This is a genomic window from Dactylosporangium sp. NPDC050688 (assembly GCF_040654515.1).
Classification (GTDB): domain Bacteria; phylum Actinomycetota; class Actinomycetes; order Mycobacteriales; family Micromonosporaceae; genus Dactylosporangium.
The window spans coordinates 27958-50448 of sequence record NZ_JBFAIC010000017.1 but is presented as its reverse complement, the minus strand read 5'-3'; the positions used below and the strand labels follow the sequence as shown (position 1 = coordinate 50448).

The 22491-nt window shown below is 72.6% G+C and carries 16 protein-coding genes; 13 read left to right on the top strand and 3 right to left on the bottom strand.

What is annotated here, in order from left to right; genetic code table 11:
- The first annotated feature begins 266 nt into the window (after positions 1 to 266).
- Both AB0H83_RS18630 and AB0H83_RS18625 read left to right on the top strand, forming a co-directional pair.
- Positions 267 to 5030 (top strand): hypothetical protein, encoded by a 4764-nt coding sequence (locus AB0H83_RS18630; protein WP_360094881.1) that lies wholly within the window; start codon positions 267 to 269, stop codon positions 5028 to 5030.
- Positions 5027 to 5389 carry a hypothetical protein gene (locus tag AB0H83_RS18625; protein WP_360094878.1) on the top strand — a complete coding sequence of 121 codons (363 nt, stop codon included), beginning with the start codon at positions 5027 to 5029 and terminating at the stop codon, positions 5387 to 5389. The genes AB0H83_RS18630 and AB0H83_RS18625 overlap by 4 nt, the downstream gene beginning before the upstream one ends.
- Here AB0H83_RS18625 and AB0H83_RS18620 read toward each other — a convergent pair.
- Positions 5386 to 6309, bottom strand: a complete 924-nt coding sequence (locus AB0H83_RS18620; RefSeq protein WP_360094875.1) for an alpha/beta hydrolase — start codon at positions 6307 to 6309, stop codon at positions 5386 to 5388. The two genes, AB0H83_RS18625 and AB0H83_RS18620, sit on opposite strands and share 4 nt — an antisense overlap.
- Before the next feature lie 107 nt (positions 6310 to 6416).
- Here AB0H83_RS18620 and AB0H83_RS18615 point away from each other — a divergent pair, with 107 nt between their 5' ends.
- The 3 genes from AB0H83_RS18615 (at position 6417) to AB0H83_RS18605 (ending at position 11176) form a co-directional block, all read left to right on the top strand.
- Entirely contained in the window at positions 6417 to 7505 is a 1089-nt protein-coding gene (locus AB0H83_RS18615; protein WP_360094872.1) for a C45 family peptidase, read from the top strand.
- 288 nt (positions 7506 to 7793) lie between these two features.
- Positions 7794 to 9788, top strand: coding sequence for a DUF1800 domain-containing protein (locus tag AB0H83_RS18610; RefSeq protein ID WP_360094869.1), 1995 nt, complete (start codon positions 7794 to 7796; stop codon positions 9786 to 9788).
- A gap of 26 nt (positions 9789 to 9814) precedes the next feature.
- A complete protein-coding gene (locus AB0H83_RS18605) occupies positions 9815 to 11176 on the top strand; it encodes a DUF1501 domain-containing protein (RefSeq protein WP_360094866.1) in 1362 nt (453 codons plus the stop codon).
- A 1448-nt stretch (positions 11177 to 12624) separates the two neighbouring features.
- On the opposite strand, the gene acs is transcribed toward AB0H83_RS18605, so the two are convergent.
- Positions 12625 to 14589, bottom strand: coding sequence for an acetate--CoA ligase (gene acs / locus AB0H83_RS18600; RefSeq protein ID WP_360094863.1), 1965 nt, complete (start codon positions 14587 to 14589; stop codon positions 12625 to 12627).
- A gap of 151 nt (positions 14590 to 14740) precedes the next feature.
- Here acs and AB0H83_RS18595 point away from each other — a divergent pair, with 151 nt between their 5' ends.
- Positions 14741 to 15484: an oxidoreductase gene (locus AB0H83_RS18595; protein ID WP_360095168.1), complete on the top strand. Its 744-nt coding sequence runs from the start codon at positions 14741 to 14743 to the stop codon at positions 15482 to 15484.
- A 240-nt stretch (positions 15485 to 15724) separates the two neighbouring features.
- Here the strand turns inward: AB0H83_RS18595 and AB0H83_RS18590 are convergent, their stop codons facing one another.
- Complete coding sequence (locus tag AB0H83_RS18590; protein ID WP_360094860.1) at positions 15725 to 16537, bottom strand: HAD-IB family hydrolase; 813 nt, start codon at positions 16535 to 16537, stop codon at positions 15725 to 15727.
- Between the two features lie 656 nt (positions 16538 to 17193).
- Here AB0H83_RS18590 and ssd point away from each other — a divergent pair.
- The 7 genes from ssd to AB0H83_RS18555 all read left to right on the top strand — a co-directional run bounded on the left by ssd (position 17194) and on the right by AB0H83_RS18555 (position 22469).
- Positions 17194 to 18276, top strand: coding sequence for a septum site-determining protein Ssd (gene ssd / locus AB0H83_RS18585; protein WP_360094857.1), 1083 nt, complete (start codon positions 17194 to 17196; stop codon positions 18274 to 18276).
- Positions 18277 to 18421: 145 nt separating this feature from the next.
- Positions 18422 to 19621, top strand: coding sequence for a TadA family conjugal transfer-associated ATPase (locus tag AB0H83_RS18580; RefSeq protein WP_360095165.1), 1200 nt, complete (start codon positions 18422 to 18424; stop codon positions 19619 to 19621).
- Entirely contained in the window at positions 19618 to 20748 is a 1131-nt protein-coding gene (locus AB0H83_RS18575) for a hypothetical protein (RefSeq protein WP_360094854.1), read from the top strand. Before AB0H83_RS18580 ends, AB0H83_RS18575 begins: the two co-directional genes overlap by 4 nt.
- Positions 20748 to 21353, top strand: coding sequence for a type II secretion system F family protein (locus tag AB0H83_RS18570; protein ID WP_360094851.1), 606 nt, complete (start codon positions 20748 to 20750; stop codon positions 21351 to 21353). The genes AB0H83_RS18575 and AB0H83_RS18570 overlap by 1 nt, the downstream gene beginning before the upstream one ends.
- 44 nt (positions 21354 to 21397) lie before the next feature.
- Positions 21398 to 21577 (top strand): DUF4244 domain-containing protein, encoded by a 180-nt coding sequence (locus AB0H83_RS18565; protein ID WP_360094848.1) that lies wholly within the window; start codon positions 21398 to 21400, stop codon positions 21575 to 21577.
- 56 nt (positions 21578 to 21633) lie between these two features.
- Positions 21634 to 21984: a TadE family type IV pilus minor pilin gene (locus AB0H83_RS18560; protein ID WP_360094845.1), complete on the top strand. Its 351-nt coding sequence runs from the start codon at positions 21634 to 21636 to the stop codon at positions 21982 to 21984.
- Positions 21981 to 22469, top strand: coding sequence for an Rv3654c family TadE-like protein (locus tag AB0H83_RS18555; protein ID WP_360094842.1), 489 nt, complete (start codon positions 21981 to 21983; stop codon positions 22467 to 22469). The genes AB0H83_RS18560 and AB0H83_RS18555 overlap by 4 nt, the downstream gene beginning before the upstream one ends.
- Positions 22470 to 22491 lie beyond the last annotated feature (22 nt).

Sequence of the window (22491 nt, the reverse complement as noted above, 5' to 3'; positions counted from 1 at the left end):
GCGCGCGGGCCGTCGGAGGTGCGACAGTGAAGCCGACAAGGCAGCATGAAACCGTCAAAACGGCCAGTCTGCTCGGACGCGGCATGCGCAGATCGTAGTGGTTGCGGCCCCGGACGGTGACGCTCGTGAGACAGGCCTGGGTCCGGAGGCGGTTCGATCGCTATGCTGGCCGGAGCGCTTGCCGGGTCGCACCCCTCGGATTGCCGTGGCCGTATAGGTTAAGTTTCGCGAGCGCGGCGGTTCCGAGCCCGACAGAGGGGGTGGCCGTGAGCGAGTGGGAGCCGGCCACCGAGGCCGAGGGCGCCATGCGTGATGCCCTGCGCGCCAACGACCAGGAGCAGTATTTCCGCATCCTGGCACGCACGGACATCATGCTGCCCGTCGCACCCGAGGGCATGCAGAGCGGCGACTCCGGCTGGGGCACCTGGACGACCGAGGGCCGCACGCACGTGCTGGCGTTCACGTCGCCCGAGGCGCTCCGGGAGTGCCTCGCCGGGCACCCGGGCACGCATCGGCGGGTGCCGTTCCGCGATCTCGCCGGCATCTGGCCCAACGTGGAGTGGTGGCTCGCCGTCAACCCGGGCCTGCCGATCGAGGGTTATCTGCCGTCGTGGTTCGTGACCCAGATCAGCCGCGGCGACGTCCGCCTGCCGGGTCGCACGCTCGGCGCCCGCGCGAGGATCGAGCAGGCGTCCGGCTCGCGTGCCAGGGCGACCGCGCAGGTGCCGGTCCGCGGCGTGCCCAACCAGCCCGCGCCGACGCCGATCGAGCGCCAGCGGATGAAGGCGGAGTCGGCGCAGGCCGCCGCGCCGCCCGTGCCGACGTCCGGGCCGCCTTCACCTACGTCCGCGCCGCCGTCGTCGGGGTTTCTGCAGACCGGTCAGCAGCCTGGGCCGCGGCCGGGTTCGGGGTTCGAGCCCGGTTCTCGCCCTGGGGCGTCCGGTTTTGAGTCTGGTTCTCGGCCTGGCGCCGGGGCGTCTGGGTTTGAGTCCGGTTCCCGGGCGGGCGCCGGGGCCGCCGGGCTTGAGGGACGGCGGGGGGCTGCCGCGTTCGGCGCGGGGCGTTCGCCGTCCGTGCCGCCCGGGCCTTCCGGGCCTCCGCCGAAGCGGGACGTGCCACCGCCCGACGTGGCACCGCCCGGGGCGTTCCTCCCCACGCGGGCCGACCGTCCGATCAACTACGAGCGCACGACCGGTGCCGCCGGGCAGGAGCGGCCCGTCGACTTCCGCCGTCCCAGGCCCGCGCCCGCCGCGCCGGCCCGGCCGGGGCTGTTCGACGAGTCGGATCGCAGCTCGCTGGAGGTGCCGGGCGAGCGCGAACTGTTCGGAGACGTCAAGCCCGATCCGTCCGGCCGTGCGCCGGGCTGGTCACCGGGGGCCGACACGCGTCCCGCACCGCCGTCCCAGCCCAGCGTCGGCCCGTCGGGCCTACCGATGCGGCCCACCTCACCTGCCCCTGGCGCGCCCGGGGTGCCCGGTCGCCCTAGTGGGGCGTCCGGCCTGCCGAGCCGTCCCGGTGCTGACCCCGGCTCGTCCGGCCTGCCGAGCCGTCCGGGTGCTGATCCCGGCCTGCCGATGCGGCCGACCTCGCCCGCGCCGGGGCCCGGCCTGCCGATGCGGCCGACGTCGCCGGCGGCTGGGTCGTCCGGCCTGCCGACCCGCCCGGCATCGACCGGCGGCGGCCTGCCCTCACGCGGCGGCGACGGGCCCGAGCAGGAGGACCGCGAGGGCGATCCGCGGCGGTACTGGCCCCGCCGCGAACCCGCACGCAGCCTCGGCGAGATCTTCACCGAGCATGCCGACCCGGTGATTCCGGCCGCGTGGCAACCGCCGCCTGACCTGCCGCTGTCCATGGCTCCGCCGCTGCCGACCCGGCAGCCGGGTGAGCGCCCCGACGCCGCCTTCCGGCCCGTCGAGGGCGGCGCCCTGCCGTCGCGTCCCGGACAGGGGGAAGGCGGCGCCCTGCCGTCGCGCCCTGGGCCGAGTGAGGGCGGCGGGCTGCCGTCGCGTCCTGGGTCCGGGTTCGGGGAAGGCGGCGGGTTGCCGTCGCGGCCGGGTGCCGGTGAGGGCGGGGGACTGGCGTCGCGGCCCGGGTTCGGGGAGCAGGTGGCGCGGCCCGGCGAGCCTGGTGCGCTGCCTGGGCGGCCGAGCAGCCTGCCTGGCCGGCCGAGCAGTTTGCCGTCGCGCCCGCGGGCCGCTGACCCGTTGCCGCCGCGCGGTGAGGCGCCGGACGCCGGTGTCCTGCCGGCCCGTCCCGGCCTGGTAGACCCCGGCGCGTTCACTCCTGGCACCTCCGGCCCCGGCGGGTCTGGTCCCGGCGCGTCCGGTTTTGGTACCCCTGGTGCGAGCGCCCCTGGTGCGGGTGCCCCTGGCGCTGGCGCTGGTGCTGGCGCGGCTGGTGCTGGTGCGCCCGGGTTCGGTGCGGGCTCCGGCGAGTCGGGTGCGTTCTCCGGCGAGGGTGGGGCGTCGCAGGGTGGTGCCCGCGAGGGTGGGTTCCTGCAGCCCGGGCCCGGTGGTCAGGGGTGGGCGCAGGCGGAGCCGCCGTTGCCGTTCGGTCGGCCGGTGTTCGACAGGCCCGGGTTCAGCCGGTTGGACATCGAGGAGCCCGAGGTCGACGAGCCGCCCGCGGCCTCGGTCGAGGCGCCGGTCAACGAGCCGGGGTCGCTGTTCGGGCCGGTCAAGGGGCGGGCCAAGGCCGCTGGGTTCGAGCGGTCCTCGGACCTGGACGATCACCCGTTCTTCGCCGGCGCCGAGTCGTCCGAGGCTGACGGGCCGGGCCGGTCGTTCGGCTGGGCCGAGCGCGATCAGTCATCGGGTGAGCAGCCGGCGTGGGGGCCGAGCGCGTTCGAGCAGACCAACCGCGACCAGATGGCCCAGGACATCGCCGCCCAGCAGGCCGCTCAGGAGCGGGCCGCGCAGGAGGCTCGGGAGCAGGCGGCTCGCGAGCAGGCCACGCAGCAGGCCCTTGAGCAGGCCGCGCGTGAGCAAGCGGCGCAGGCCGCCGCCCGCGAGCAAGCCGCGCAAGAGGCCCGCGAGCAAGCCGCGCAAGAGGCCCGGGAGCAGGCCGAGCGGGAGGCCCGGGAGCAGGCCGAGCAAGCAGCCCGTGAGCTGGCCGAGCAAGCAGCCCGTGAGCTGGCCGAGCAAGCAGCCCGTGAGCTGGCCGAGCAGGAAGCCCGCGAGCAGGCAGCGCGTGAAGCGGCCCGCTGGCTCGCGGAGCATGAAGCGGCTCAGCAGGCAGCGCGTGAGCTGGCCGCGCAGGAGGCTGCTCGCGAACTTGCAGCTCAGGAAGCTGCCCGGGAGCTCGCCGCACAGCAGGCGGCGCAAGAACTGGCCGCTCAGGAGGCAGCCCGTGAGCTGGCCGCGCGGGTGGCCCGCGAACAGGAAGCCCGCGAACAGGAAGCCCGCGAACAGGAAGCCCGCGAGCAAGAGGCCCGCGAGCAAGAGGCCCGCGAACAGGAAGCCCGCGAACAAGAAGCCCGTGCACTGACCGAGCAGCAAGCCCAAGAAACGCAGCAGGCCCAGGAAACCGAGATCGGCAGCGCCAGTCTGGCGGCGTTCGACGCGTGGCGGCCGTCCGAGGCCTCAACCGGCCTGGATCTCGCCGCCGAGCTGCGGGCGATCGAGGAACGCGCCGCCCAGGCGAAGGCGGCCGAGGAGCTCGCCGCCCGCGAGCTGGCCGAGCAGCTGCGCGCCATCGAGGAGCGCGTCGCCCGGTCCAGCGCCGTCGAAGGATTCAGTGCACGCCTCACCGAAGCGACGCAGACCGAGGAGCCGAGCGCCCGCGAGGACACCGACAGCACCCAGGCGCTCGGCCGCCCCGCCGACCGTGACGCCCCATCGTCGTTCTTCGGGGGAGGGATAGGGGCAGGCGTCGGTGAGAGCGCCGGCTCCACCCGTACACCTGCCGAAAACGCGACCGGAGCGCCGCCTTCAGCGGAGGTCAGCTCCTTCTTCGAGTCGGTCTACGAGCCCGAGGTCGTCGACGAGCCGCCGGTGCGGCTGCACGACGAGATCGTCGACGCCGAGGTCGTGGCTGCGGCCCCGACCGTGCCGGTGAAGTCGGCGGCGGCGCAGGCGCGGGACTTCCGGCCGGCGAACACCGTGGAGCAGGACCTGTTCGAGGCGGTCCAGGCCAACAGCACCGACCGGTTCCTGTCCACGCTGCTGCTGGCGAAGATCCTGGTGCCGAGCTGGACCGGTGACGGTCCGATCGACCCGGCGAGGTGGCGCACCGAGCACATGAACGGCCTGCCGCACCTGGTGGTGTTCACGTCGGCGGAGCGGATGGCCGACCGGCTGGGCGCGGCCGCGCAGGGCAGCTGGATCAAGTTCACGCGGCTGATCCGTAACTGGCCGCCGGGGGACCAGCTGGCGTTCGCGGTCAACCCGGACTCGCCGGTCGGGGCGGTGCTGCCGGGCACGGAGGTCGTGCAGCTCGCGACGTGGGCCGCCGAGCTGGGGCTCGGTGTCGACGAGCCGGAGCCGGTCGCGGCCGCGAAGCCCACCGCGCAGCAGCCGAGGCCCGCGTTCGAGCCGCAGGCGTCCAGCGGGCCGCTGTTGATGCAGAAGCCGATCTCGCCCGAGCAGCTGTCCTACTATCTGGAACGCGGCTACGACCGGGTGTCGGGGTTCGTGCACCGGGCCGGCGAGGTCGCCCACCTGCGCACGCCCGAGCAGCTCTACCAGGCCCTGGGGCTGGGGTACGCGGGCTCGTCGTTCAAGCCGGACGCCGAGGAGGCGTACGTGCTGCGCTGGAAGGCGTACCGCGGCGACCTGTACCGGATCCCATACGGTGGACCGCACGAGGCGGCCATGCGCGCGATGGAGGGCTGGGTGATCGAGCGTGCGCCGTTCCGCGGCAACGGGTTCGCGCCGAGCGAGACCAGCGACGTGATCGCCGAGTTCAAGGTGGACAGTGCGCGGCTGCCGCACCACGCCGAGCTGTGGCGCCTGCGCCGCGACGGCCACCAGGAGCTGATCGCCCGCCTCGACGCCGACGGACCGGCGTGGCGGAAGGGCAGGGATCTGTGATCCGCGACGGTTACGCGGCCCGCTGGCAGGGCGCGGAGTACGAGGCCAGCCCCGACGGCGACAACGTGCGCCTGTACCGGCCCGACCCGAGCGAGGGCTTCGAGGAGGTGCGCTCCGGCAGGTTCCGGCGGGTCGTGCCGCTGACCGAGGTCGATTTCGCCTACGTGCGCACCACCTGCTTCTGGCGCGACGAGCCGTTCATCGTGCTCGGCGAGCACGACGGGTGGCTGCGGGTCGAGTACACCGGCGGCAAGGCGACCGTCGCCGCCGAGCTGGGCCTGGAGGAGTTCGACTACGGCGTGTACCAGGGCTGGGCGCCCCGCGCCGACGTCAGCGAACTGCGGGAGTACCGCGTCTAGCCCGTCTTGATCCACCGCAGGATCTCGCCGGTGACGAGTTCCGGCTGCTCCTGGTGCGGGAAGTGGCCGACGTCCGGCAGCAGGCGCCACTCGTACTCGGCCAGGGCGTAGCGGCCGGAGCCCTGCGCGGTGCGTGGCAGCACGGCCGTGTCCAGCGCCCCGTGCAGCTGCAGCGTCGGCGCGGTGATCGGCCGTTGGAGGTGCTTGACGAAGCGGTACCCCTGCAGCCGCAGCGCCGACCGCGCGGCCCACCGGTAGGTCTCCAGCGCGCAGAACGCCGCCTGCGGGATGCGCATCGCCTCGCGGCAGCAGCGCTCGTAGTCGCGGTATTCGTCGGTACTGACCCACGCCGGCCCGCCCCACATCGCCAGGTACTCCCCGACGAGCGCGGCGTTGTTCCTGGTCAGGACGTGCTCGAAGCGCGGCAGCTGGAATTTCAGCACCGGTCCGGCGGCGGCGAGCTGGCCGCGGGGGTCGGCGGCCAGGGCCGCGCGCAGCCGCAGCGGGTGTGCCGCGCCGAGCACGACCAGGCGCCGGACCTGCTTCGGGTGGAACGCCGCGGTCGCCCAGCCGATCATGCCGCCGTACCCGGCGCCGACGAGGTACGCGGTCCGCTCGCCGAGCGCCCGGATCAGACCGGCGACGTCGCCGGCCATCGTGTACCCGTCGTAACCGCGTGGTGGCTTGTCGCTGGCGCCGTAGCCGCGCAGGTCGACCGCGACGGCCCGGAAGCCGGCGTCGGCGATCGCGGTGAGCTGGTGGTGCCACGCGTACCAGAACTCGGGAAAGCCGTGCAGGAACAGCACCAGCGGGCCGGTGCCGGCCTCCACGACGTGGAACCTCGTGCCGTTGGCGCTGACGAAACGGTGCGACCACGGCCCGTCGATCATCACGCACGTGTCGTCCACCGCGGGGTTCATGTCGCTCAGCGTAGGCCCCTGCGGCCAAGATCTCCGCCAGGCGACCGGCTGTGATCCGTAACGCCGAGGGTTCTCGGCAGGGGGCCGTCACACTTAGCGTTCAGCCCATGAACCTGCCGTTGCCGCTCATCGAAGTCGAGGGCACACCGGGTGAGTGCGGTGTCGCTTACGGTGCCGCCGCCCGCCCGCTGATCGCCGCGAACACGGCGAACTATCTGGAGCGGTTCGCGGCGACCGGCCTGGACCGGCCGGCGGTGCGGCGGGCGGGCAGCCTGTTCCGCGCCGCGTCCCGCCAGCACGCGCCACGCGTGGCGGACCTGCTGGACGGCGTCGCGGAGGGCGCCGGCGTGCCGGTCGAGGAGATCTACGCCCTCAACGCGCGCACCGAGCTGCTCTACGGCAACGGCGCCAGCGAGTGCACCTCGATCGGCGTCCTGGACACGAGGACGGCGTCGGGTCACACGATCCTCGCGCAGAACTGGGACTGGCATCCGGCGCAGCGGCCGTACACGCTGCTGCTGGCCACCCGGGACGAGCGCGGATCGACGGTGCTCACGCTGACCGAGGCCGGCATGCTGGCCAAGGCCGGGTTCAACGACGCCGGCCTGGGCGTCTGCGTCAACATGCTCACCAGCGACCGCGACGGCCGGCCGGGCGGGGTGCCGTATCACGTCCTGCTCCGGGCCGTGCTGGAGCAGCGCGTGCTCGGTTCGGCGCTGCGGGTCGCGTGCTCGTCGCCGCGCAGCGCGAGCATCAACCTGCTGCTCGGTCAGGCGTTTGCGGCCGGTGTACCGGGGGAGGTCGTCGATCTGGAGGTCGCGCCTGGCGATGTGGGCGTTCTCAACCCGGCCGACGGCGTCGTGACCCACGCGAACCACTTCGAGGCGCTGTCGACGGTGCACGACACGCTGCGCGACCTTGGCGGCTCGTCGTTCTTCCGCAGTGCCCGGGCGCGTCGCCTGCTCGGCGCGCCGGCGATCACCGAGAAGGACATCCAGGGGGTGCTCGCCGACCACGGCGGCCACCCGCAGTCCATCTGCCGGCACGACGCGGACGCCCCGACCGAGGAGGACCGGTCGGAGTCGCTCTATGCCGTCGTACTCGACCTCGACGAGCGCCGGATGTCCATCGCGGCCGGCCCGCCGTGCCAAGCGGATACGTATCACGAGATCCGGCTTTCCGGACTTTTCACCTGATCCCACCCGGGCTGCGGCGGTGCAGGATCACCTTAAATGTGTCTGTGCTGATCGCCCCTCGGCGGCGCCCGACCGGACCTGTTGAAACGGTCGTTTCCGCAGCTCAACACGGTTCGGTGGGGCGGTGCCCGGTGGATCGTCGCCGCGACCCGCCGCGGGGCTCCTTAAGTCCTGGTCAGGGCGCTTCAAACGCGGCTTGTCGCTGCTCTTGGTGCCTACTACCTTCCGATCGACGCACGTGAGCCCCCACATCGTCGGAATCGGGATTTGTAGATGAACGAGCGAGACGTGCCGAGACGGCGCCCGGGACAGGGCCCTGACGGTAACTACGACCCGTACGCCGACTCGTACTACGAGTCCGGCTACGAGGACCAGACCGGCACCGGCCGGCGGCCTTCCGCCGCGCGCGGCTACGACCGTCAGGGTGCGATCCCCGCCGACCGTGGCGGCTCCGGCCCACACTTCTACGACCCCGGCACCGCCGCCCGCACGTACGGTGGCGGCCTGCCCGACATCGAGGACGATGACTTCGATGACGAGGAGCCGTCGAACTGGCGCCGCCGCACGGCGATGATCGCCATCGGCGGTGGCGCGGCCGCCCTCATCGGTGGTGGCGCCTACGCCGTCACCCAGTTCTTCGGTGAAGGCACCGCTCCGTCCAACACCGGCGCCGAGACGCCCGTCGACACCGCTGCCCCGGCGTACGTCGACCAGAACCAGAGCCTGATGAACGGCCAGGCCGGCCTCGGCATCCGCAAGAACACGCCGACCACGGGCAACTCCTTCGGCACCCCCGCCGACGCGGCCAAGAACGCCAAGGTCACCGCCAAGACCGTGCTGCCGACCAAGGACCCCGTCCGGCACCTCGCGACGCGGCTCACGTTCGGGCCGAACAGCAAGACGATCGCCGAGATCAACAAGCTGGGCATCAACGGCTGGATCGCCAAGCAGCTCAAGCCCGAGACGATCCCGCTCACCCGCGGCGAGCAGAAGGCCGACGCCGAGCTGGTCACCTGGGCCATGTCGTACGAGCAGCTCAAGGCCCAGCGCGAGGACCTGGACAAGAAGGGCATCCAGGCGGACGAGCAGAACGTCCGGTACGCGATCGCCAAGCAGATCTTCTCCGACCGCCAGCTCTTCGAGATGATGGTCGACTTCTTCGGCGACTACTTCCACGTCGCCGCCTTCCACGAGGGCAACGAGCTGACCCGCGCAGCCTTCGAGCGCGACGTCATCCGCAAGCACGCGCTCGGCAACTACGTGGACATGTTCGTCGCCGGCAACAAGCACTCGGCGCTGCTCAAGTACCTCGACCAGAACGAGTCGACCAAGGACGCGATCAACGAGAACCTCGCCCGCGAGAACCTCGAGCTCTACACGGTCGGCGCCTTCAACGGCTACACCGAGGTCGACGTCCGCCAGGCCGCCATGCTGCAGACCGGCCGCAGCGTCCGGGACAACCAGTACGTCTACCGCCCCGAGCAGCACTACGTCGGCCCGATCAAGATCATGGGCTTCTCGCACCCGAACTCGACCGCCGAGGGCGGCGAGGCCGTGCAGGAGGCGTACTTCCGCTACCTGGCGCTGCACCCGAACACCGCGCGGTATATGGCGCAGAACCTCGCGACCCGGTTCGTCTCCGATGTGCCGCCGAAGTCGCTGGTCGATGCGATGGCCAAGACGTACCTCGACAAGAAGAGCAACATCCCGGCCGTGCTCATGACCATGCTGAGCCGCACCGAGTTCTGGGCGTCCGTCGGCCAGAAGGTCCGCCGCCCCGGCGAGTATCTGGTCGCCACGTACCGGGCGCTGGAGATCGGCGCCGACGCGCCGGCCGGCTTCACGTCGAACAACACCAACGTCAGCCCGATGGTGCAGGGCCTCGGCGACATCAAGCGCAAGCTCGAGGAGTTCGGCCACGCCCCGATGGAGCTGCCGACCCCTAACGGCTACCCCGACGTCTACGTCGCCTGGACCTCCGCCGGCACGATGGTCAACCAGTGGAACGACGCCTACAACGCCGTCACCGGCGGCCGGCGCCAGTTCACCTGGCAGAAGCCCGAGGCGATCATCGCCAACCCGCCGGCCACCGCGGGCGCCTACCTCGACGCGCTGACCAAGAAGCTGATCAACGTCACGCTCGACAACGACCGCCGCCTGGCCATCCTGCACATCGTCAGCCCGACGATGACGGCGAGCACGCCGGTCGACGCCACGTTCAACGGCGCGATCGCGTCGGTGATCCGGGCCATCTTCGCCACTCCCCACCACCACCTCCGGTAAGTCGAGGCATACCAATGGAGAAGACAGTGCGCTCACTTCACCCTGAATGCCCCGACCTGCTCAGGCTCGGCCCGAACCGCTTCGAGGCCGCGCTGCGCGCCGAGGCCGTCGCGGTCCAGGAGGAGCAGAAGGCGACCCGGGACCAGTACCTCGAGCTCGCCCGCCAGGAGGACGAGCAGGAAGAGGGCAAGGGCGTCACCCGCCGCCGGTTCTTCGTCGGCGCGGCGGCCACCACGACGGCCCTGGCCACCAGCCAGTTCCTGACGACGCAGGCCTCCTTCGCGGCCACCCCGACGGGCACCCTCATCCATGTGTTCCTGTACGGCGGCGCCGACGGCCTCTCGCTGTTCGCCCCGATGAACGACCCGACCCTGCAGCGGGTCCGCCCCAGCTTCACGCTGCCGGAGAACACGGCGATCCCCCTCGACCGCGGGTTCGGGCTGAACCAGTCCTTCACGCCGCTGAAGAAGTACCTGGATGCGGGCCAGCTGGCCTTCATCCCGGCCGTCAGCGACCGGCGCCTGGACCGCAGCCACTTCGCCGCGACCGACATCTGCCAGCTCGGCGGCCTGCCCGCCGAGACCGGCGGCATGGGCTGGCTCACCAACCTGGCCGACAAGCTCGGACCCGGCACCGCCTTCCGCGCCATCGGCATCGGCTCGACCCTGCCCCGCTCCCTGGTCGGCGGCGGCGGCGCGCTCGCCCTCAACAACGTCGCCTCCCTCAACGTCAACGGCGACGGCAAGTACAAGGCGCCCACCGTCGAGGCGATTCAGAAGCTCTTCACCGGCACCAACCACCCGATCGAGGCCCCGGTGAAGGCCGGCATCGACGCGCTGACCCTCGCCGCGAACCTGGCGCAGAAGGGCTACACCCCCGCCGAGGGCGTCAGGTACGCCGGCGTCGGCAACGCCTTCAAGGAGCTCGCCCAGCTCATCAAGGGCGGCGCCAACGTCCGCATCGCCACCATCGGCATGGGCGGCTGGGATACCCACGAGAACCAGGGCACCCGCGGCGGCTACGTGGCCAACCGCTTCGGCGAGCTGGCCGCCGGCATGGCCGCCTTCTTCGACGACCTGGGCGAGCTGGCCGGCAACGTCACCGTCATGGTCTCCACCGAGTTCGGCCGCCGCGTCGCGGAGAACGGCGGCGGCACCGACCACGGCCACGGCGGCGGCGTCATCGTCCTGTCGGGCAAGAAGCTCGCCGGCAAGCTCCTCGGCAACTGGAACGGCCTCGGCACCCTCGCCAACGGCGACCTGCCCGAGATGAACAACATGTTCAGCGTTTTCGGATCGGTGGCACAGGGCCGTTTCGGCCTGACTGATGCCGAGGTCGGGCAGATCTTCCCCCGCCAGACCTACACGCCGGTCAAGATTTACGCGTAGCTCCACCTACGCGTGTGTAGGGGCGGCCCCGGTCCCGGGGGCCGCCCCTTTCCTTGCGCCTTATGGCCCGTCACGCCGCAGCGCTGCCACGGGGGCTGGCTGGTTTTGAACAACCCGGTGGATTCCTGGAACCCGGTGGATCCCTGTTCCTCTGGCAACAGCGCGCCACCGGGTTGTTGCGTGTTCGGCTGTGGCGGGCTCGCCCGGCCACGCCCGCGGCGCAGCAGCCCTCAAGCAGCGCCCCGGCCGACTGGCGCCGGGGTGCCGATCACACCCACGATGCGCCAACCGCGCGCCGACAATGCCGACTGCGTGCTGACCCGCGTGCCGACGGCACCTGCCTGACGCCGGATCTGTCTGGGCAACTGCATCGGCGGGGAAGCCGTGTCGGCCCACCAGCGGTGGCCCACTTCACCGATCCACGGTCTTGATGCGCCATCCGAGCAGGCGGTGCCAATAACGCCCCTGCGGTGGCCGGCATCGACAACCGCACCTGTTACCGCGTCAACCAGCAGCGCGGCGGTCCAACGGCGGCGCGAGGTCCAAGTGATGGCAGAGGGGCCAGGCGGCGGCGCGGCGGTCCGATGGCGGCGCGGCGATCCGGCGGCGGCCAGGGTCAAAGTGGCGGCGGGGGCCAAAAGGCGGTGCGGCGGTCCGATGGCGGCGGGGGTCAAAGTGGCGGTGCGGCGGTCCGATGGCGGCGGGGTCTACGTCGCGGTGGGGGCAAGCGGCCGTGCGGCGGGCGCGACTGTCCGGCGGTGGCGCGGCGAGCCAGCGGGCGGCAGAGCCCAGCCGCGGCGCGGGTCCAGTGGGCGGCGGGGGTCCAGCGGGCGGCGGGGGCCAGCCGCGGCGGGGGTTCAGCGGCGGCGCGGCACCTGCCCGGGCATGTGCGCCGCATCCGCCCCGGCATCCCCCGAAGCCCCATCCGCCCCCGGCATCTGGCAGCCCCCATCCGGCCCGGCATCCCGTCGGCCAACTGGCGCCACCGGCAGCAGCTGACCGTGCACCGGCCGGGGTAGGCGCCGCCCCGCTCGGCGCCGCCAGGCATGCCGAGCTGCCTTCCGAGGCCGGCGACGCGAGCAGAGAGCAGGACGAAGCTCTCGCTCCCCAGGCCGGCGGAGGCTCGCCGTGCCGCCAGACACGCCGTGCCGCTGGCTGCCCACGAAACAGACCCCCGGACCGGGCCCACGAAACACCAGCGCCAGGGTCGACTTGCCGCAGTCCATCGGGCCGCCCAGGGCGGCCCACGGAAGGTATACCCTGAGTGGCCCACCCTGGGCGGCCCGCGAAAGCCCACCCTGGGCGGCCCGCGAAAGCCCACCCTGGGCGGCCCGCGAAAGGCCCGCCTCGGGCCGCCCGCGAAAGACTCCCGGGCCGTCGGCGCGCGAACGGTCCGCCCGAGGCCAGCGATGCAACGCCGCTGGCCCGGGGCGACTAACCCAGAGCCGTCAGTCCTCCGACTTGCCCGACTGCAGGCCGGACGAGATCAGGTCCATGACGGTCGAGTCCTGCAACGTGGTCACGTCGCCGAGGCTGCGGTTCTCGGCGACGTCGCGCAGCAGGCGGCGCATGATCTTGCCGGAGCGGGTCTTCGGGAGCTCGGGGACGAGCATGATCTGGCGGGGCTTCGCGATCGGCCCGAGGGTCTTGGCGACGTGGTTGCGCAGCTCCTGGATGAGCGCCTCGCCGGCCTCGCCGTCGGTCTCGACGCCGCCGCGCGGGATGGTGAACGCGACGATCGCCTGCCCCGTCGTCGGGTCGGTGGCACCGACCACGGCGGCCTCGGCGACCTTCGGGTGGCTGACGAGGGCGGACTCGACCTCGGTGGTGGAGATGTTGTGCCCCGAGACGAGCATGACGTCATCGACGCGGCCCAGGAGCCACAGGTCGCCGTCGGCGTCCTTCTTGGCGCCGTCGCCGGCGAAGTACATGTCCTGGAAGCGCGACCAGTACGTCTCCTTGAACCGCTCGTCGTCGCCCCAGATGGTGCGCAGCATCGACGGCCACGGCTCGCGCAGGACCAGGTAGCCACCGCCGCCGTTGGGCACGGACTGGGCCTGGTCGTCGACGACATCGGCCGAGATGCCCGGCAGTGGCCGCATGGCGCTGCCCGGCTTGCTGGCGGTGACGCCCGGCAGCGGGGAGATCATGATGGCGCCGGTCTCGGTCTGCCACCAGGTGTCCACGATTGGGCAGCGCTCGCCGCCGATGTGCTCGCGATACCACATCCAGGCTTCGGGGTTGATCGGCTCGCCGACCGAGCCCAGCAGGCGCAGCGACGAGAGGTCGAAGCCGGCGGGGATGTCGTCGCCCCACTTCATGAAGGTTCGGATCGCGGTCGGCGCCGTGTACAGAATCGTGATCTTGTACTTCTGGATGAGCTCCCAGAAACGGCCGCGGTGCGGGGTGTCTGGGGTGCCCTCGTACATGACCTGGGTGGCGCCGTTGGACAGCGGGCCGTAGACGATGTAGCTGTGCCCGGTCACCCAGCCGATGTCGGCGGTGCACCAGTAGACGTCGCTGTCGGGCTTCAGGTCGAACACCGCGTGGTGCGTGTAGCTCGCCTGGGTCAGGTAACCGCCGGTGGTGTGCAGGATGCCCTTGGGCTTGGCGGTGGTGCCGGACGTGTACAGGATGAACAGCGGGTGCTCGCTGTCGAACGGCTGTGCCGTGTGCTCGGGGGACGCGGTCTCCACGACCTCGTGCCACCACAGGTCGCGCTTGTCGTCCCAGTCGATGTCCTGACCGGTGCGGCGCACGACGATGACCTTCTCGATGCTGGACGACCTGGCCGCCGCCTCGTCGACGATCGCCTTGAGGCCACTGGGCTTGCCGCGGCGGAAGCCGCCGTCGGCGGTGATGACGACCTTGGCGCTGGCGTCGTCGACGCGCCCGCTGAGCGCGTCGGCGGAGAATCCGCCGAAGACCACGCTGTGGGTCGCGCCGATGCGCGCACAGGCGAGCATGGCGACGGCCGCCTCGGGGATCATCGGCATGTAGATCGCGACCCGGTCGCCGGCGGTGACGCCCAGGCCGGTGAGCGCGTTGGCGGCCTGGCACACCGAGCGGTGCAGGTCGGCATAGGTGATGGTGCGGGTGTCGCCCGGCTCGCCCTCCCAGTGGATGGCGACCTTGTCACCGCGGCCGGCCTCGATGTGCCGGTCGAGGCAGTTGTACGCCACGTTGAGCTGCCCGCCGACGAACCACTTCGCAAACGGCGGGTTGGTCCAGTCAAGCACCTGGTCCCAGTCCTTGGCCCAGCTCAACCGGCGGGCCTGTCGCTCCCAGAACGCGAGCCGGTCCTGCCTGGCCTCGGCATAGGCACCCTCTGTCACATTGGCGGCGGCGGCGAGCTCGGCAGGCGGGGGGAACTGCCGGGTCTCGTTAAGAAGGTTTTCCAAGGTCTCGCTCATCGGTGATGGCTCCTCGAGGTGGTCCAGCTCTCGCAAGCAGGCTAGTTGGGGGGTGTGACAGTTTGCGAGTCTCCTGCGCTGAGTGGCGCCTGTGGAGCGCCGGGCTCTTCTGTAAGCATTGTTACCAGTAGTGGCACGATACCGTTTGCCCGTGCAGGTTGACCCACTCGCTCCGCTGCTTGATCTCGCCGACGTCCGGCCCGCCTTCGACGCAGCGCGTGCCGCCGTCGACGCGGCCATGCGCCACCGCGCCCTGCGCCGCTCCGGCGGGCCCGTCGCCGCCGAGGTGGCGCTGCGCTCGTCGGTCGCCAGCGCGGCGCTCGACACGCACGGGTTCGACCTGGAAGGGGTCCGGGCCGGGGTCGTGACCGATCCGGTCGTCCAGGGGGCGCTGCGAGCCACGGCGGCCCTCGACGGCCTGACCAGCACCTGGACAAAAGCGCCGCGGCAGGTGCTGGCGAAGCTGCACACCTTGATCGCCCGCGACGTCGTGCCGGAGGCCTGGCTCGGGCGTCCCGTGCAGCCGGAGAGCGCGCCGCGGCTGGAGGCGCTGTCGGCGCTTGTCACGGGCGGCACGAAGGTTCCCGTGTTGGTGCAGGCGGCAGTCGTACACGGGGAGCTTCTGGCACTGAAAGCTTTTGAGGGGCCCAACGGAGTGGTGGCGCGGGCAGCCGCGCGGTTGACGCTGATCGGAGGCGGGTTGGACCCTCGCGGCCTGCTGGCGATGGACGTCGGGCACCGCAGCCGTGAGCCCGAGTATGTCGGTGCGGCCAACGCCTTTGCGACCGGCACGCCCGACGGTCTGCGGTCCTGGCTGCGCCACTATGCGAGCGCGGCCGAGCGCGCGGCGCAGGAGCTGGTCGACATCTGCGAGAGCGCGGCCTACGCACAGTGAACGGCGCCTCATCCAGAGGCGCCGTCACACACGTCCTACCGGGTTACCATGCGTGCACTTCAAGTCCGTTGTCGGCGGTCCTTGCAGAGCCGCCGCAACGCGCCTACCGCGGCTGATCGCTCGTGGGTGCCCGGTGGCCGTGCACGAGATCCATAACGGACCCCGCACTTCTGTTCTACGCCGAGACCTCCATGAGCGGAACCCCCCGACCGCAGAATGTGACGGGTGGTGCTGGTGTGCTCATGCCGCGGTGATCGACGCCTTGGTCCGGCGGTGCTTGCTGTACAGGGCGAACGCGATCGCCAGCCCGACGCCGACTCCGATCGCGGCGGCCGTCACCGGCACCGCCGGGCGCTCCCGCAGGCGGCGGGCGAGCGGGATCGGATGGCGGAACGCGAGCATCGGCCAGGCGCGCTCCACTGCGATCTTGCGCAGTCCGCGATCGGGATTGACGGCCGTCGGATGTCCGACGAGACTCAGCAGCCCCGCGTCGGTCACCGAGTCCGAATAGGCGAAACATGCGGAAAGGTCATAGTCGCGCTCAGCGGCGAGCTCCTTGACGGCGATGACCTTGTTGGGTCCGGCGGCATAGAAGTCGACCTCACCGGTGTAACAGCCGTCCTCGCCGACCGCCATGCGGGTCGCGATGATGTCGGTGATGCCGAGCTGCTCGCCGATCGGCCGCACCATCTCGTCGCCGGAGGTCGAGACCAGGACCACGTCGCGGCCGGCGGCGCGGTGCTCGTCGATGAGCAGCACGGCCTCCGCGTAGATGTACGGGCTGATCAGCTCCTCGAGCGTCTCGCGCACGATCTGCCGCACCTGCTCGGCGCGCCAGCCCTTGACCAGGGCCGCGAGGTAGTCGCGGGTCTTCGCCATGGTCTGCTCGTCGGAGCCGCCGCCGACGCGGAAGAGCAGCTGCGCGTAGGCACCCTTGATCACGTCGCGACGGCTGATCAGCCCATCGCGATAGAACGGCCGACCGAAGGCCAAGGCGCTTGACTTGGCGATCACCGTTTTGTCCAGGTCGAAAAACGCGGCGCTACGCCCCACGGCGGGCAAGTGTAGCGTTGCCGGACATGGCGTGGGGCCCGGACTTGCCGCCGCCGTCTGCGGGTCACGCTCGGCGTGGGGTTGATCACGCTTGATTACCACAGCGTGAAATATTGATTGGCGTTCTGGGCGTGTTGCGGGCCAGTCCTACTCGACGTATGGCGGTCCACTCAGGCATGCTTATGTTTGCGACGAGGTTTCACGTCCAGACGACAGCGACCCGTTATTCGACTCTCAGCGGTTGCACCCCCCGTAGCCGCTGAGTGGGTTCGGCTCGACCCCCCCGGAGCCGAACCCCCGGCGACCCCCGTCACCCCCCGGCGGGGGTCGTCCCCTTTGTATGGCGTAGCCATGTGGCGTTCTGCCAGGTGACCGACGCATGGTCGGGTTATGAAGCATTGACGCTGGATGCTTTGTTGAGCGTTTCAGCACTGTTCCCTCTGGCGCCTTGATTTTTTCACCGGTACGGCCAGCGAGCCGAACGCCGGGTTTCCGCCCGATTTGTCTGGGCTGGCATAGCAGATCGACTGCAGGCGCGCAGGTTATCCACAAGCGGCGGGTTATCCACAGAAACGAGTCGACGGGCGAGCCGGGGCACCGGTGCGGGCGCCATGGTGTGCGCAGTCCACCAGCCCGTCTAGACCGTGGAGCATGCCGTGGCCCGACATCGACCGCTGCTCGTCACCGACGACCTCGACCTGCTTGACGACGTGCTCAACCTCGCCGCCGGGGTCCCGCTCGACGTCGACGTCGAATCGGGCCCTGAGCCGGCCCGGGCCCGATATCCCGACGCGCCGATCGTCCTCATCGGCGACGCCGCGGCGCAGGCCTGCGCCCGGGCCCGGCTGCCCCGCCGGCGAGGGGTCGTGCTGCTCACCCGCGACCAGCACATGGACCGTGTGACAGCCCTCGCCGACGCGGTCGGCGCCGAGCAGATCGTCCGTTTCCCCGACGGTGCCGGCTGGCTCATGGACCGCCTCGCCACGGTGGCACAACGGCATGCGGTCACCGTCGCCGCCCGCGGCAGGATCCTCGCGGTCCTCGGCGGCCGCGGCGGCGCCGGCGCGAGCGTCCTGGCCGCCGGGCTGGCGATCACCGCGGGCAACGTCGGCCTGCGCTCACTGCTCGTCGACGCCGACCCGCTCGGCGGCGGCGCCGACCTGATCCTCGGCTGGGAGGACGTCGCCGGCCTGCGCTGGCCGGCGCTCGCCGCGACGAGCGGCACCGTCGACCCGCCCGCGCTCGTGTCCGCGCTGCCGAGCCGCGGCGACGTTGCCGTGCTGTCCTGCGACCGCGGCCAGCCCGGCGGCCTGTCCCAGGACGCGATGGCCGCCGCCCTCGACGCCGGCAGCCGCGGCCGTGACCTCGTCGTCACCGACCTGCCCCGATCGCTGGACGACGCGGCCGTCCTCGCCCTGCGCGCCGCCGACCGGGTGCTGCTGGTCGTGCCCGCCGAGCTGCGCGCCTGCGTCGCGGCCGCACGGGTCGCGGCGACCGTCACACCGCACACCGACGAGCTGCGGCTGGTCGTCCGCGGCCCCGCGCCGGGCCGGCTGCGCACCAGGCAGATCGCCCGGTCGCTGGGCCTGCCCGTCGCCGGGACGCTGCGCGCCGAGCCCGACCTGCCCCGGCGCCTCGAGCAGGGCAGCCCACCGGCCGGCAACGGCCGCGGCCCGCTCGCCCAGCTGTGCCGCCGCATCATCGGCGACCTCGGTCTGACCGGCGAGGTGGCGGCATGAGTAGCCCGGAGCGGAGCGGAGGGCTGCGAGTCAGCGGCTCAGGGTGGAGCTCAGGCAGGCGCCGGAGCGCAGCGGAGGTGGTGGCGTGAGCACGTTGGTGATCGAGGGACGCAACGGCGTCGTGGCGGGGCCTGTCACGCTGCCGCTGGACGAGTTCGTCGAGCGGGTCCGGCTGCGGATGACGGTCGACAGCGTCGAGCCGACCCCAGCGGCGGTGCTGTCGGCGGTGCGCGCCGAGCCGGGCGCCGCGCTGCTGGGCGAGAGCACGCTGCGGCAGGTCGCCGACCGGCTCATCGGCGAGATGATCGGCGCCGGCGGGCTCGCCCCGCTGCTCGCCGACCCGGCCGTCACCGACGTGCTGGTCAACGGCGTCGAGGTGTGGGTCGACCGCGGCGGCGGCCTGCGGCGGGCCACCGGGCGGTTCGGCGACCCGGCCGAGGTGCGCCGGCTCGCCCAGCGACTGGCCGCCAGCGCCGGGCGCCGGCTCGACGACGCATCACCGTTCGTCGACGCGCAGCTGCCCGACGGCACCCGGCTGCACGCCGTGCTGCCACCGATCGGGCGCGACGGGCCGTATTTGTCGCTGCGGACGTTTCGGCGGCAGACGTTCACCGTCGACGAGCTCATCGCGTGCGGCACGTTCGACCCAGGCGCGGCGCGGCTGCTCGCGTCGATCATCGCGGCACGGATTCCGTTCCTGGTGACCGGCGGGACCGGCACCGGCAAGACCACCGTGCTGGCGGCGCTGCTGTCGCTGACGCCGCCCGCCGAGCGGATCGTCGTCGTGGAGGACGCCGCCGAGCTGCGGCTGACGCACCCGCACGTGGTGTCGATGCAGTCGCGGACGTCCAACGTGGAGGGCGCCGGCGAGATCACTCTTCGCGACCTGGTCCGCCAGGCGTTGCGGATGCGGCCTGACCGGCTCGTCGTCGGCGAGTGCCGCGGCGCCGAGATCGTCGACCTGCTCGGCGCCCTCAACACCGGCCACGAGGGCGGCGCCGCCACCCTGCATGCCAACTCGCCGGCTGACGTACCGGCGAGATTGGAGGCGCTCGGACTGCTCGGTGGCGTGCCGAGGGCGGCGCTGCACGCACTGGCGCACGCCGCGCTGCGGGTGGTCGTGCACCTGCAGCGTGCCCCCGACGGCACCCGGCTGCTCAGCGAGATCTGCGTCCTGGACGCGCACCCGGAGCAGCGCACCACGGTCGTGCTCACCGCCTGGCGGCGCGGCAACAGCCGGGCCCCGGCGGCCGAGCAGCTGGAGATGTTGATCGCCGACCGGGGTGTCACACCACCGCGCCCGTCGGGTCCGTGGCGATACGTGGCAGGGAAGGGCTGGCAATGAACGCGATCGACGTGGCCCTCGCCGCGGGCGGGGCGATGATCCTGGGCTTCGGCCTGCTGCTGCTCCGCCGCCGCCGGGCCCGCAAGCGGCTCGACCGGCTCTCCCGGCACCGCAGGAGCACCGGCATGCGGCGCCGATGGCCGAAGGCGGACCGGCTCGCGGGCGTGCTCGTCGACCGGCCCGGCGTCGCCGTCACCGCTGGCGGCGCGGTCGCGGGTGGCGTCGGCCTGCTGGCCGGTGGGCCGGTCGCCGCCGTGCTGGCCACGGTGTATGCGACGCTCGGCCTGACCGGCGTCCGCGCCCAGCTCACGCGCCGCTCCGCGGACCGAGCGATCGGCGAGCTGCTCGACGCGATCGAGGACGCCGCCGCCGACCTGCGCGCGGGCGTGGTGCCGTTCGCGACCGCCGCGCCGTATCCGGGTGGGGCCGACGTGGAGGTCTACGCCGCCGCGTCCCGCCTACCTGGCGAAGCCGCCGCCCAGGCTCGACCGCCCGGTGACTATGCGACCACGGCTCGCCCGTTCGGCGACGCCGCGGCTTCGACCCGCCCGCGCGGTGACGCCGCGACCGCGGCCCGCCCGCGCGGTGACCATGCCGCCCCGGTCCCGGCTCGCTCCTTCGGTGGCCACGCCGGTCTCGGCGCGACCGTCCGGCGGATCTGGGAGGCGGCCGACGAGCGCGGCCACCGCGCGACGGCCGGGGATCGTGCGGCCGCGGATCACGCCGGATCAGCAGGGCCGCCGCGCGGTGGCCGGAGCCGCCGGCGAGACGACGCGGCCGTCCTGGTGGCCCTCGCCCGGCTCGAGGCCGCGCACCGGGTCAGCGAGGCGCTCGGCACGCCGCTCGCCGACCTGCTCGACCAGGTCGACGCGGATCTGCGGGCCGGGCAGGCGCTGCGGCTCAACCTCGCCGCGCAGACCTCCGGCGCGCAGACCACGACGGCGCTGCTGGTCGGGCTACCCGCGGCCGGGTTGTGGCTCGGTGCCGGCATCGGGGTCGACCCCGTCGGCCAGCTGCTGCACACCCCGCTCGGCGCGGCGTGCGCGGTCACGGCCGTCGCGCTGCAGTGCGCCGGGCTGCTGTGGACCGGGCGGATGGTCCGCTCCGTCGCCGCGGGGGTGCGGTGATGAGCCGGCGGAGGCGGTGGCTGTACGCGACCTGCTGCGGTCTCGCCGTCGGGCTGCTGCTGGGCGGGATCGCGGGCATCGTGGCCGGATCCGTCACGGCGGGCGTGGCGGAGCGGGCGCTACGGCGGGTCGAGTCACCGCGGGTCCGGCAGGAGCGGGCCAGGGCCCAGGGCGACCTGCCGTTCGCGACGGACCTGCTCGCCGCCGCGTTGAGGACCGGCGCGCCACCCGACCGCGCGGCGATCGTGGTCGGGGAGGCGGTCGGCGGGCCGGTCGGGGCCAGGTTGACGCTCGTCGGACGGGCACTGCGGCTTGGTGCGTCGCCGCGGGATGCCTGGGCGCACCTGGCCGACCTGCCCGGCGGGCGGCGGCTTTCCCGGGTCGCCGCCCGCAGCGCCGACCGGGGCACGGCGCTGACCGTGGCCCTCGAGCGGCAGGCCGCCGACCTGCGGGTCGCGAAGGTGGCAGCCGGCGAGGCCTCGGCGCGCCGGGTCGGCGTGCTGGTGGTGCTGCCGCTGGGGGTCTGCTTTCTGCCCGCGTTCGTGCTGATCGGCGTCGTGCCGGTGGTCGCCGCCGTCATCCGCGACGTGTTGCGGGTCCTGTGAATGCATTTCGTTTCGTCGATCGGTGTCACCGTGAAGGAGTACCAGTGCCCAACCTCCGCGCCCGCTTCCGTGCCCTCCGCAGGGAAGACCGTGGGTCGCACAGCATCGAATATGTCCTCGTCATCGGCGTCGGGGTGGCGCTCGCCGCCGTGCTGCTGAGGATCGTCACGTCGGACGCCCTGTACAACTCCATGTTCCGGCTGGTCGGCGGGGCACTGACGTGAAGAACGACCGGGATCGTGGCGCTCGGCGTGGGGGTCCGTGGCGCTGGCGGAGATGGATGTCCGGCACCGGCCGCGCCGACGACCGCGGGTCGGCGACGGTCGAGTTCGCCGTGGCACTTCCTGGAGTCGTCGTCCTGCTGCTGATCTTCTTCGCCGGATGGAGCGCCTCAGCGGCCAAGGTGCGCCTGACCGACGCGGCAGGTCTGGCGGCACGGGCGGCGGCCCGCGGCGAGCCGGAGTCCACCAGCCGCAGCGCCATGCCGCCGGGCGCCACGATCTCGGTCCAGCGCGACGGCGACCTCGTCCGCGTGACCGTCCGCCAGCCTGTCAGCCTCGGCCCGCTGCCGTCGATCACGTTGCGGGAGGAAGCGGTTGCCCTGGCCGAACCCGAGAGCGAGACCCCATGACCGGCCGCGACTGCCGGGCCCAGGACCGGCGTACCAGAGGCGGGGACGGCATCACCGATGCGGTGGTGATCTCGGACCGGCTCGCCGCTCCGGTGGTGGTTCCGGACCGGCTCGCCACCCCGGCGGTGGTTCGGGACAGGGGGTCGATCTCGCTGCTGATGGTGGTGATCGGGTTCGTGTTCGTCGGGGCGCTCGTCGTCGGGATCGGTCTGAGCGGCGCACGCGTCGCGCGGCACCGGGCGCAGAACGCGGCCGACGCGGGCGCCCTCGCCGGCGCCGTGTGGTCGGTCGACGGCCCGGCCGAGGCGTGCGCTGTCGCCGGCCGGCTGGTGACGGCGAACGGCGCCAGGCTGGTCAGCTGCTCGGTGGACGGCCTTGAGGTTCGCGTGACGGTCGAGGTCCGCCTGTCGGACGCCGTGCCCGCGGGCAGGGCGAGCGCCCGGGCGGGCGTCGTCAGCGACACGTCCGACCCGCCCGGCGGGTAGGTCGGACGGCTCGGGCGGGCCG